This window comes from Pseudomonas veronii (assembly GCF_002028325.1).
GTDB classification, from domain to species: Bacteria; Pseudomonadota; Gammaproteobacteria; order Pseudomonadales; family Pseudomonadaceae; genus Aquipseudomonas; species Aquipseudomonas veronii.
This window is the reverse complement of record NZ_CP018420.1, coordinates 2,171,876-2,183,933: the sequence shown is the minus strand read 5'-3', so window position 1 is coordinate 2,183,933 and position 12,058 is coordinate 2,171,876. Positions and strand designations below refer to the sequence as shown.

Below are 12,058 nucleotides of genomic sequence, written 5' to 3'. Positions count from 1 at the left end.
GAGTGTGACGGATGGCATTGGTAATTTTTGATTTGGACGACACCCTGATCCACGGCGACTGCGCCACCCTGTGGAGCGAGCAGATGGGCCGCCTGGCGTGGGTCGACCCCGAGTCGTTCATGCGCAAGAACAACGAACTGATGGACGCCTACAGCCAGGGCAAGCTGGCCATGGAAGAGTTCATGGACTTCAGCCTGGAGCCGATGATCGGCCGCTCGCCGGAGGAGATTGAGCACTTGGTGGAGCCCTGGGTCGAGGACGTGATCGAACCGCTGATCTACAGCGACGCCACCCGCACCATCGCCCGCCACCGCGCGAACGGCGACCGGGTGCTGGTGATTTCCGCGTCGGGCACCCACTTGGTCACGCCGATTGCGGCGCGTATCGGCATCGACGAAGTGTTGGGGATCGAGCTGGATGTCAGCCACGGCGTGTACAGCGGCCGTACTGTCGGCGTCCTGACCTACCGCGAAGGCAAGATCACCCGTTTGCTCGAATGGCTGGAGCAGGAAGGAGAAACCCTGGAAGGCGCGTACTTCTATTCGGATTCGCGCAATGATCTGCCGCTGCTGCTGAAGGTGGATAACCCGCAGGTGGTGAACCCCGACCCGGTATTGCGCGAGCACGCCGAAAAAGCCGGCTGGCCGGTCCACCGCTGGGCCTGATTCGACCAAGATCCAAATGTGGGAGGGGGCAAGCCCCCTCCCACATTGACCACATTCCAATTCGGGATCAGGTCAGGCTGTCGTCGATCACCAACACCAACTTGCCGGAAATCTGGTTGGTCGCCAGCTCAGCAAACGCCGCCTCGGCATCGTTGATCGGGAAGGTCTTGGCCAGTTGCGGGCTCAAGCGGCCTTCGGCAAACAACGGCCAGACATGCTGGCTCAGGTCACTGAACAGGTCGGCCTTGAACTGATCGTCACGGCTGCGCAGGGTCGAGCCCAGCAGTTGCACTCGCTTGCCCAGCACCTGCGCCAGGTCCAGTTGCGCCTCGCGCCCGCCCATCAGGCCGATCAGCACCCAACGACCGTCCAGGGCCAGCAACTTGAGGTCCAGCGCCGCGTAGCTGGCGCCGACCGGGTCGAGGATGACGTCGAACGGCCCGAAATCCCGCAGCCCTTCGATACCGTCCGTGCGGACCACGCCGCCCTGGGCGCCGAGGGCTTCACAGTAGGCCAACCGATCCGCCGAGCCGACACTGACCCAGCACGGGCTGCCGAATGCCTTGCACAACTGGATTGCCGCCGAACCCACGCCACTGGCGCCGGCATGCAGCAACACCTTCTCGCCGGGCTTGACGCCCGCCAGTTGGAACAGGTTCAACCACGCGGTGCTGTACACCTCGGGCAATGCCGCCGCTTCGATCAACGACAGGCCTTCCGGCACCGGCAGCACGTGACGGGCGTCCACCACCACTTCCTCGGCCATGCCGCCGCCGGCCAGCAGCGCGCAGACGCGGTCGCCGACCTGCCAGGACGAACCCGCGCCGACCTCGCTGATCACCCCGGAACACTCCAGGCCCAACACCTTGCTGACGCCCGGCGGCGGCGGATACAGCCCCGCACGCTGCAATAAATCGGCACGATTGAGGCCCGCAGCCGCCACCCGAATGCGAACCTGACCTACATCGCATGTAGGACTCGGCTCTTCCAACCACTCCACATGACCTTCAACGCCTTGCAATGCTTTCACAGTGCCTCCATAGTGAGTCTGGACTGAGCCCGTAGCTGTATCGCCGGGCTTTTTGCATTATGCGACCGGCCCAAATGGAACCGGCGACTTCAAAGACGGCCTAATATGCGTTATCAATTGCCCCCGCGTCGAATCAGCATGAAGCATTTGTTCCCCAGCACCGCCCTAGCTCTTTTCATTGGTCTCGGCTTGTCGTCGATGTCGACCAATACGTTCGCAGCCAACAGCTGGGACAATCTTCAGCCTGATCGCGATGAGGTGATTGCCAGCCTTAACGTCGTCGAGTTGCTCAAGCGTCATCACTACAGCAAGCCGCCGCTGGACGACGCTCGCTCGGTGATCATCTATGACAGCTACCTCAAGCTGCTGGACCCGTCGCGCAGCTACTTCCTGGCCAGCGACATCGCTGAGTTCGACAAGTGGAAGACCCAGTTCGACGACTTCCTCAAGAGCGGCGACCTGCAGCCCGGGTTCACCATCTACAAGCGTTACCTGGACCGCGTCAAAGCGCGTCTGGACTTCGCCCTGGGTGAATTGGACAAAGGCATCGACAAGTTCGACTTCACCGAGAAGGAAAGCCTTCTGGTGGATCGCAAGGACGCCCCGTGGCTGACCAGCACCGCCGCCCTGGATGACCTGTGGCGCAAACGCGTCAAGGACGAAGTGCTGCGCCTGAAGATCGCCGGCAAAGAGCCGAAGGCCATTCAAGAGCTGTTGACCAAGCGCTACAAGAATCAGCTGGCACGTCTGGACCAGACCCGTGCCGAAGATATCTTCCAGGCCTACATCAACACCTTCGCGATGTCCTACGATCCGCACACCAATTATCTGTCGCCGGATAACGCGGAAAATTTCGATATCAACATGAGTCTGTCGCTGGAAGGCATCGGTGCCGTCCTGCAAAGCGACAATGACCAGGTGAAAATCGTGCGTCTGGTACCGGCCGGTCCGGCAGACAAGACCAAGCAGGTCGCCCCTGCCGACAAGATCATCGGCGTGGCCCAGGCCGACAAAGAGATGGTCGATGTGGTCGGCTGGCGCCTGGACGAAGTGGTCAAGCTGATCCGTGGGCCGAAAGGCAGCGTGGTGCGCCTGGAAGTGATTCCGCACACCAATGCGCCGAACGACCAGACCAGCAAGATCGTGTCCATCACCCGTGAAGCGGTGAAACTCGAAGACCAGGCCGTGCAGAAGAAGGTCCTCAACCTCAAGCAGGATGGCAAGGACTACAAGCTGGGCGTGATTGAAATCCCGGCCTTCTACCTGGACTTCAAGGCCTTCCGGGCCGGCGATCCGGACTACAAGAGCACCACGCGCGACGTTAAGAAGATCCTGACCGAGCTGCAGAAAGAAAAAGTCGACGGCGTGGTCATCGACCTGCGCAACAACGGCGGCGGCTCCCTGCAGGAAGCCACCGAGCTGACCAGCCTGTTTATCGACAAGGGGCCGACCGTGTTGGTGCGCAACGCTGACGGCCGTGTCGACGTGCTCGAAGACGAGAACCCGGGCGCCTTCTACAAAGGCCCGATGGCGTTGCTGGTCAACCGCCTGTCGGCCTCGGCCTCGGAGATTTTCGCCGGCGCCATGCAGGACTATCACCGCGCCTTGATCATCGGCGGCCAGACCTTCGGCAAAGGCACCGTGCAGACCATCCAGCCGCTGAACCATGGCGAGCTGAAACTGACCCTGGCCAAGTTCTACCGGGTTTCCGGGCAGAGCACCCAGCATCAGGGCGTGCTGCCGGACATCGACTTCCCGTCGATCATCGACACCAAGGAAATCGGCGAGAGCGCCCTGCCCGAGGCCATGCCGTGGGACACCATCCGTCCTGCGATCAAGCCCGCGTCGGACCCGTTCAAGCCATTCCTGGCGCAGTTGAAGGCTGACCACGACACCCGCTCCGCCAAGGATGCCGAGTTCATGTTCATCCGTGACAAGCTGGCCCTGGCCAAGAAACTGATGGAAGAAAAATCCGTCAGCCTCAATGAAGTGGATCGTCGCAAGCAGCACGCCGACATCGAGAATCAGCAACTGGTGCTGGAGAACGTCCGCCGCAAGGCCAAGGGCGAAGCCCCACTCAAGGAACTGAAGAAAGAAGATGAAGACGCGCTGCCGACCGAGGCGGATAAAACCAAGCCGGAAGACGACGCCTACCTGGCCGAGACAGGCCGGATTCTGCTGGACTACCTGAAAGTGACCAAACAGGTGGCCAAGCAATAAATGATGGCTATTTAATGTGATCGCGCTGCAGAGTGTCATCATATAGACATCATTCTGTCGTGAAATAAAGGACCGTCGGCTCACCGCCTGCGGTCCTTTTTTTTCGATCGAGATCGAGATCGCCATGACCATGACCGAACAGCTGAATGCATTGGGCTCTATCCTGGCTCAAGGCAGTTTACACAGCCTGTTCCAACCGATCATCTGCCTGTCCGAGCGGCGTATCCTCGGCTACGAAGCCCTCAGCCGTGGCCCGTCCAACAGCCCGCTGCACTCCCCGGTCGCCCTGTTTGCCGTGGCCGGCCATGCCGGGCGCCTCAGCGAACTGGAAATAGCCTGCCGCGAAAGCGCATGCCGACGCTTCAGCGAGCAGAAGTTGCCGGGCAAGCTGTTTCTCAATATCTCGCCGGAATCCCTGATGGAAACCGCGCACCAACCGGGCCGCACCCTGCAACTGCTGCGGGACTTCGGCATCCCCCCCAGCCAAGTGGTGATCGAACTCACCGAGCAGTCGCCCACCGACGATTTCGACCTGCTGCAAACCGCCCTGCATCACTACCGCGACATGGGTTTCGCCATCGCGCTCGATGACTTGGGCGCAGGCTATTCCAGCCTGCGCCTGTGGTCGGAACTGCGTCCGGATTACGTGAAGATCGATCGGCACTTTATCGACGGCATCCACCAGGACGCGCTCAAGCGCGAATTTGTCGGCTCTATCCTGCAGATCGCCCGGGCGTCGCGCGCCCAGGTGATTGCCGAAGGCATCGAGCTGCCGGAAGAGCTGGCGGTGCTGACCGAGATGGGGGTCGACCTGGTCCAGGGTTATTTGCTCTGTCGTCCCCAAGAACACCCGCCGCAGGAAGCGCGCCTGATGCTACCCAAACCCGATAACGCCAACATTGCCCTCAGCGAAGAAGGCAGTGACCTCAGCGCCCTGCTCAACGAGCAGCCGGCAGTGAATCAGGACACCGCCACCGCCCAAGTGCTGGAGTCCTTCCGCCGCCAGGCCAACCTCAACTCCCTGGCGGTGCTGGATGGGCGCGACCGGCCGGTCGGGATTGTGCATCGCCATTCGTTGTCCGACGCCCTGCTCAAACCGTTCGCCACCGACCTGTTCGCGCGCAAGCCGATCAGCCGCCTGATGAGCGATGATTTTCTCGCGGTGGAATTGAGCCAGTCCCTGCAACAGGTCAGCCGGCTGCTGACCAGCCGCGCCCGCCAACGCATCGAGGAAGACTTCATCATCACGCTGAACGGCGACTACCTTGGCCTGGGCCGGGTGATCGATGTGCTCAAGCTGATCACCGAGCTGAAGATCCAGCAGGCGCGCTACGCCAACCCGTTGACCCTGCTACCGGGCAACGTGCCGATCCAGCAGTGCCTGACGCGACTGTTGCAGCAGCAACGCGAGTCGGTGATTTGCTACGTGGATATCGACAGCTTCAAGCCGTTCAATGACATCTATGGCTACGGGCGTGGCGATGAAGTGCTGCTGTGCCTGGCGCAATGCCTGAATGACCGGGTCGACCCCAGCCGCGACTTTGTCGGGCATATCGGCGGCGATGACTTCTTGCTGGTGCTCGGGCCGCAGGATTGGCGCAAACGGCTCAATCAACTGCTGGATGATTTCCACACCCAATGCCGACGCTTCTATCGCGCCGAACATCTGGACGCCGGCTGCTTTGTGGCCTTGAACCGCCAGGGTGTGCGCCAGGAATATGCTCTGTTGTCGCTGTCCATCGGCGTGGTGCATTTGTATCCACAGGCCTGTGGACAACTCGATGCCAGCCAGTTGGCGGAGCTGGCGTCCCAGGCTAAACACCATGCCAAGGACATCGCCGGTTACAGCATCCACGTGATCGACAGCCTGGACATGCTGCCCCTGCCGGTTTAAGCCTCGGCGGATTCCGGGTACTCGTATTCGAACACGCGCACCACCTCCGAAGCGTGCCAGGACGCGGCGGCCACGCCATCGGAAGGCCCGCAAAAACGCCCCAGGCGCTCCACGCATTCAAAAAAACCGGTACGCGGCAGGCGGCTGGCACCCTGGCTGATCACCAGGGAACTGCGCAACGGCTGCTCGGCCTTGGCATCCAGCGCCGCCAGATGTTCCAGGGCGGCGGTGAGGGTCTGCATCGCCGGCGTGGGAAATTGCAGGCGCTCCAGCAGCGCACGGTAAGTCAGCAAGTGGCGCTGGCGGCGCGCCTGGTCCAGTTCGTGGAGTAACCCATCCCAGTGTTGACGGCTGATACGTAGGCTCAAGATTCATCCCTCCAACCTGCCACGCCCAATTCCCAGGCCAGACTGCGGCGGATCGCGGCATCCGGCTGGCGTTCACCACTTTCGATCAATCCGAGGTACGAGGGGCTGATCCCCACGGTACGGGCCAGGGCTTCAATAGCCAGGCCCTTGGCTTCGCGCAAGCCGCGCAGGTCTGCAAGCGGGTGCAGGTCCTGGGCTGGAGCGGCGTGGGCAGTAGAAGAAGGTGCTGGTGCGGGTTGCTGCTGACCGGCGGCTTTTAGCAGCGCCTGGTACTGATCCCATGGCAACACCGCATATTCGGGTTCGCCATCCCGTGAAATTATCTGAATATCCATGACAGCCCCGTAGGATAACAACACTTACTAAGTAAGCACTTTCCTTAAGCGCTTTCCTAAGGAGTGTAATCCTAACAGCCACAAAGGTCGCAGGGGGATCGCCGTATCATGGGGTTTTTTGCCGGTTTTCCTGGGCCAGCAGCGCGGGCGTCGCAGGCAGGCGCTCAACCACGGCGAGCTTTTCCGGACGCTGCGCCTCACGCCAGGCGCGAAAGGCGCTCAGTTCGGCGCTCAGGCTCTTCATGACCCAGGCCAGCACGGCGATGTCGTCGAGCATGCCGAACATGGGAATAAAGTCCGGTATCGCATCGATCGGACTGAGGAAATACATCAGTCCTGCGACGACCGACACCAGCGCCTTCGGACTGATCGCGCGGTACTCGCCACGCCAGTAGGCCAGGCACAGGGCCTGGAGCAACTTGAGGTCATCCTTGAGCTTACCGAGGCGGTTGCCCTGGCTGGCGCCCTTGGCCGCCACGGCGAACAACAGCGTCGGCAAGCGCCCACGCCCCAGCAAGCGCGCGGCCATGGGCAGAAAACGGGCGAAATTGAAGGGTGGTTTCATTCGGCACTCCAGTTCCATGGGACAGAGAAGGTTATCCACACAAATTGTGGATAACCTTGTGAACAGAGCCGGTTTTCACCGCTGAGAGCCACGGTTTACAAGGCCTTCAGTCAGATCGGGCGTTTTTTGCGCACATCAAAAAAACCCAAGAATTCATTGACTTGGCGCTTGCGTCCGGCTACCTGCACTCGAGTCTTGATCAGACTGCCGCACCTTGCGGACGTTCGTTTGGGTTTGCACAGGCTTGAGTGTGCAAGCGTGCGGCAAAAACAACAACGCCCCGTCGAGACGGGGCGTTGGGTGTTCAGGCGCCGATTACTTCTTGGCGGCTGGTGCGTCAGGAGCTTCAGCCTTGGCCGGGTCCTTGATACCCAGCAGTTCCAGGTCGAATACCAGCACGGAGTTGGCCGGAATCGCCGGGCTCGGGCTCTGGGCACCGTAAGCCAGGTCGGACGGGATGTACAACTCGACCTTCTCGCCGACGTGCATCAGTTGCAGGCCTTCGACCCAACCCGGAATCACGCCGCTGACCGGCAGGTCAATCGGGCTGCCGCGATCCACGGAGCTGTCAAAGGTGGTGCCGTTGGTGAGCTTGCCGGTGTAGTGAACAGTCACTACGTCGGTCGGCTTAGGCTGAGGGCCGTCGGCTTTCTTGGTGATCTTGTACTGCAGGCCGGAAGCCGTGGTGACTACACCGTCTTTCTTGGCGTTGTCTTCGAGGAATTTCTTGCCGGCGGCTGCCGACTCTTCGCTCATTTTGGCCATGCGTTCTTCAGCACGCTTTTGCAGTGCGGCAAACGCTTCAACCAGTTCGTCGTCTTTCAGCTTCTGCTCTTTCTTGCCGACGGCATCTTCAATGCCCTGGGCTACCGCTTTGGAATCCAGGTCATCCATGCCTTCTTGGGCAAGGCTTTTGCCCATGTTCAGGCCGATACCGTAGGAAGCTTTCTGCGCCGGGGTTTTCAGCTCTACGCTGGTCTGCGAATCACAACCCGCAAGTACCAGGCTAACCAGGGCCACCGCCGCCGCCAACCGATGCTGTTTCATGCTATTTCCTTGTTCATGCGCCAAAAGGGCAATCGAATAAAGTCGCGAGCTTATCAGGCGGCCACGACCAATGGCTACCGGCATCTGAGCAGGAAACTTCTGATAAGTTCACGTGTTTAAACGCATTTTCATTCATGATGGGCGCCCGCGACGGATCGCGGGACTGCCTGTCAGCAGGACCATGGCCACTTGCCGCACCTGTGGCGTAGTGGCATAACAACGCAATCACTCGACAAGGATAGTTATCTTGCGCATTTTTTCCCGTGTTTTATTGCTGATTCTCGCCCTGCTGGGCCTGATCCTGGCGGTGGTGCTCTATTACACCGTCAACCCCAGGCTGCCGGACTACGTGCCCGTGGAACAGGTACGCTACCAGGACCAATGGAGTGCCGCCGACCGCCAGACCTATTACTTCACGCCCCAGGGCACCCAGGTAAAAGGCCTGCATTACGACTGGTTCACCGCGCTGGAACTGCCGTTTTCCGAACAGCGCTTCGCCGCCCCGGAGTACCTGGCACGCTTCGGCTTCCTGGTCGACCCCAAGCAAGTGCCCAGCACACAAAACCCCGGCAACCTGCCGGTCGGCTTCGCTCGACACAAGAATGCCGGCAACAATACCGAATACCTGGACATCACCTGCGCCGCCTGCCACACCGGCGAACTGCATTTCAACGGCCAGGCCCTGCGCATCGACGGCGGTTCGGCCCAGCACGTGCTGCCGTCCAGCGTGCCGACCTTGCGCGGCGGCAGTTTCGGCCAGGCCCTGGTGGCCAGCCTCGCCGCGACGTATTACAACCCCTGGAAATTCGAGCGCTTCGCCCGCAAGGTGCTCGGCCACGATTACGACACTCACAATGAACAACTGCTGCGCCAGGACTTCAAACAGTCGCTGAACCAGTTCCTCAAAGTCGCCTGGAACGACACCCATCGCGGCCTCTATCCCACCGAAGAAGGCCCGGGGCGCACCGATGCCTTCGGCCGCATCGCCAACGCCAGCTTCGGCGACGCGATTTCGCCGGACAATTACCGCGTTGCCAACGCGCCGGTGGACTACCCGCAGTTGTGGGATATCTGGACGTTCGACTGGGTGCAGTGGAACGGTTCAGCGCAACAACCGATGGCGCGCAATATCGGCGAAGCCCTCGGCGTGGGAGCCACCCTGGGCTTCTTCGACAACGCCGGCCAACCGCTTCAGGGCGACGCGCGCTACCCGTCGAGCGTGCGGGTGCGCGACCTGAACCTGATCGAAGAAACCCTGCAGCGCCTCAAGCCGCCGACCTGGCCGGAAGACCTGTTCGGCGCCATCGACAAGCCCCTCGCCGCCCAGGGCCGCGCACTGTTTGCCGAAAACTGCGCCGGCTGCCATGTGCCGGCCGTCACCCAGCAAAATGGCCGCCCGGTACAGCAACTGAAGATGCTCTCGGTGGACGCCATCGGCACCGACCCTGGCGCCGCCAACAACATTGCCGACCAGCGCTATGACCTCAGCGCCTTGAAATGGGACCCGGCGGAGCTGGCCCAACTGAACGTCGAGTTGCACCCCACGCCCACCGAACCGCTGGACCTGAAAAAAATCTCCGTGGCCAAGGGCCTGGCCTACGTCACCGCCTTCGTTGAGGACCACGCCTACCGCGCCGCCGGCGTCACCCCGGCCGAGCGCCCACGCCTGGACGGTTACGGCCTGCCCATCGGCGTGCGCGAGTTGCGCGCCTACAAAGCACGGCCGCTGGCCGGCGTGTGGGCCACCCCGCCGTTCTTGCACAACGGCTCGGTGCCGACGATCTACCAGTTGCTCTCGCCCCAGGACGAGCGCGCCACTACCTTCTATAAAGGCACCTTCGACTACGACCCGCGCCACCTGGGCTTTCAGACCGACGCGTTCAAAAATGCCTTCCTGTTCGATACGCGCATCACCGGCAACCACAACAGCGGCCATGAATTCCGTGCCGGCCAGCGTGGCAACGGGGTCATCGGCCGCGGCCTGCTGCCCCAGGAACGCTGGGCGCTGCTCGAATACCTCAAAGTCCTCGGCGGCCCGCTGGAGCAACAACTGCCATGATTATCCACTCGCACAACCAACAACCGTCCATGCTCGCGCGCCTGTGGCTGCGCCTCGGCACCGTGCTCGGCAAAACCCTGGCATGGCTGCTGGCCCTTGGCCTGCTCGGCTGGCTGGCCGCCACCGCCTGGTACGCCTGGCAGTACAGCGGTCCGGTGTCGCCGGATGAGCAGATCCCGTCCGGTGAAGCGGCAATGACCCAAGGCATTATCCAGACGGCAGTGCGTATCGTTGACCAACACCGCGAAGGCACGCGCTACCTGCGCGACGCCCACGCCAAGGCCCACGGTTGCGTGAAGGCCGAAGTCAGTGTGCTGGCCGACCTCGATCCGGCGTTACGCCAAGGTGTATTCGCCGAACCGGGCAAGACCTGGCACGCCATGATGCGACTGTCCAACGGCAACGCCTACCCGCAATTCGACAGCATCCGCGATGCACGCGGCATGGCCATCAAGCTGCTCGACGTGCCGGGCAAACAGCTGCTCGCCGACCAGCAAGCGCGGGCCGAGCAGGACTTCGTGATGTTCAGCCACCCGAACTTCTTTGTCAGCGACGTGGCCGAATACGCGCAGAACATCGGGGCCCAGGCGGACGGCAAGAAGGTCCTGGCATTTTTTCCCAAGCTCGACCCGCGCAGTTGGCAGGTACGCCACCTGTTCATCGCCCTGGCGACCCTGGCCCCCGCGCCAGCCAGCCCGACCCAGACCACGTACTTTTCCGTCTCGCCCTACAAGTTCGGCGCGGCCAACGCCAAGTTCCGCGTAGCACCCGACCCGCAAAGCTGCCCGGATTACGTGCCGCCCAAACAGAACCAGGACCTGCCGAACTTCCTGCGCAGTGCGCTGAACCAGCAACTGTCCACCGACCGCGTACCGGCGTGTTTCGTGTTGCAGATCCAGCGGCAGAACCCGCAGAAGTTCATGCCGATCGAAGACACCAGCATCGAATGGAAGGAAAGCGATGCGCCCTATGAAACCGTGGCCAAGGTGACGATCCCCGCCCAGGATTTCGACACGCCGGCGCTGAACCTGGCGTGCGACAACCAGTCGTTCAACCCGTGGTTCGGGCTGGAGGCGCATCGCCCCATCGGCGGGATCAACCGGTTGCGTAAAGCGGTGTACGAAGCCGTCAGCGACTATCGGCATAGCCGCAACTTGTAAGGTTGGGGGCTGTGTGGGAGGGGGCTTGCTGCCTCCCACATTTAGATCTCATTACAATAAGCAGATGTTGTGTCGTTCTGCTTTTCGTAAAGAATGCGTATAGATTGCCAATTCGCCATAACGATTACGTCGCCTCTATTGAGTCACTAAGCGCGAACGTTCTACCGTCACTTCCTACCCCCAAACATCCGTAGGAAGTCATCGTGGAAAGTTCAACTTTAGGCATGGTCGTCCTCTCAATGATTGCACTCTTCGGCACCGCCGCGTTTTGCTTCGAGCACCTCGCCACGCGCAGCGAGAAGAAAAAGAAAGCCAAATAAACAGCGCGCCAACATCAGCAGAACCCCAGTTTTTCAAGGGATACCCGGGCGGCGGGCTATCCCTTTTTTTCGTTCGCCTCGCATAACGTCGTCTCTATACCGTCTTAATACCGCCGCCGCTAATCAGTGCCTGGGCTTGATACCCCAGCGATTAACCTCCCCGCGTCCGCCATTGCGGCTTATTCATTCAGGGGAGTTACACCGTGCTCACACTCACGTTCATTTATATCGCCAGCGGCTTATGCGCCGTGGGGCTGTTCGCTTACTTGGGCTACGCACTTATTCGCGCAGAAAAATTCTAGGGAGTTCGCCATGTACGACCTGATGTTTATTGGCCTCTCCCTGGTGTTTTTTGTTGCGACTGCCATGGCCATTGTCGCCATGGGCAAGATTTG

At 61.1% G+C, this 12,058-nt stretch carries 11 protein-coding genes; 6 read left to right on the top strand and 5 right to left on the bottom strand.

All coding sequences use genetic code 11. The features are described 5' to 3' along the window. Positions 1-11: 11 nt before the first annotated feature. On the top strand, positions 12-665 hold the full coding sequence (locus tag PverR02_RS10170; protein ID WP_079443250.1) for an HAD family hydrolase: 654 nt from the start codon (positions 12-14) through the stop codon (positions 663-665). A gap of 67 nt (positions 666-732) precedes the next feature. On the opposite strand, the gene PverR02_RS10165 is transcribed toward PverR02_RS10170, so the two are convergent. Then, positions 733-1,695, bottom strand: a complete 963-nt coding sequence (locus tag PverR02_RS10165; RefSeq protein WP_026140008.1) for a zinc-binding dehydrogenase — start codon at positions 1,693-1,695, stop codon at positions 733-735. A 138-nt stretch (positions 1,696-1,833) separates the two neighbouring features. On the opposite strand from PverR02_RS10165, the gene PverR02_RS10160 reads away from it, so the two are divergent. Continuing rightward, positions 1,834-3,915, top strand: coding sequence for a carboxy terminal-processing peptidase (locus tag PverR02_RS10160; protein ID WP_169886158.1), 2,082 nt, complete (start codon positions 1,834-1,836; stop codon positions 3,913-3,915). Positions 3,916-4,039: 124 nt separating this feature from the next. Continuing rightward, a complete protein-coding gene (locus PverR02_RS10155; RefSeq protein ID WP_057005839.1) occupies positions 4,040-5,809 on the top strand; it encodes a bifunctional diguanylate cyclase/phosphodiesterase in 1,770 nt (589 codons plus the stop codon). On the opposite strand, the gene PverR02_RS10150 is transcribed toward PverR02_RS10155, so the two are convergent. From PverR02_RS10150 to PverR02_RS10135, 4 genes are all read right to left on the bottom strand, one after another. After that, entirely contained in the window at positions 5,806-6,177 is a 372-nt protein-coding gene (locus PverR02_RS10150) for a hypothetical protein (RefSeq protein ID WP_017846885.1), read from the bottom strand. The two genes, PverR02_RS10155 and PverR02_RS10150, sit on opposite strands and share 4 nt — an antisense overlap. Further along, on the bottom strand, positions 6,174-6,512 hold the full coding sequence (locus tag PverR02_RS10145) for a helix-turn-helix domain-containing protein (RefSeq protein ID WP_046385332.1): 339 nt from the start codon (positions 6,510-6,512) through the stop codon (positions 6,174-6,176). Before PverR02_RS10145 ends, PverR02_RS10150 begins: the two co-directional genes overlap by 4 nt. Positions 6,513-6,618: 106 nt before the next feature. After that, positions 6,619-7,077 carry a YkvA family protein gene (locus PverR02_RS10140; RefSeq protein ID WP_017846883.1) on the bottom strand — a complete coding sequence of 153 codons (459 nt, stop codon included), beginning with the start codon at positions 7,075-7,077 and terminating at the stop codon, positions 6,619-6,621. A gap of 315 nt (positions 7,078-7,392) precedes the next feature. Continuing rightward, entirely contained in the window at positions 7,393-8,124 is a 732-nt protein-coding gene (locus tag PverR02_RS10135) for an FKBP-type peptidyl-prolyl cis-trans isomerase (RefSeq protein ID WP_017846882.1), read from the bottom strand. A gap of 247 nt (positions 8,125-8,371) precedes the next feature. Here PverR02_RS10135 and PverR02_RS10130 point away from each other — a divergent pair, with 247 nt between their 5' ends. The 3 genes from PverR02_RS10130 to kdpF all read left to right on the top strand — a co-directional run bounded on the left by PverR02_RS10130 (position 8,372) and on the right by kdpF (position 11,965). Beyond that, on the top strand, positions 8,372-10,183 hold the full coding sequence (locus tag PverR02_RS10130; RefSeq protein WP_079443249.1) for a di-heme-cytochrome C peroxidase: 1,812 nt from the start codon (positions 8,372-8,374) through the stop codon (positions 10,181-10,183). A gap of 29 nt (positions 10,184-10,212) precedes the next feature. Continuing rightward, positions 10,213-11,343, top strand: a complete 1,131-nt coding sequence (locus PverR02_RS10125) for a catalase family protein (protein ID WP_407691837.1) — start codon at positions 10,213-10,215, stop codon at positions 11,341-11,343. Positions 11,344-11,866: 523 nt separating this feature from the next. After that, complete coding sequence (gene kdpF / locus PverR02_RS10120; RefSeq protein WP_074851717.1) at positions 11,867-11,965, top strand: K(+)-transporting ATPase subunit F; 99 nt, start codon at positions 11,867-11,869, stop codon at positions 11,963-11,965. The last annotated feature ends 93 nt before the right edge of the window (positions 11,966-12,058 follow it).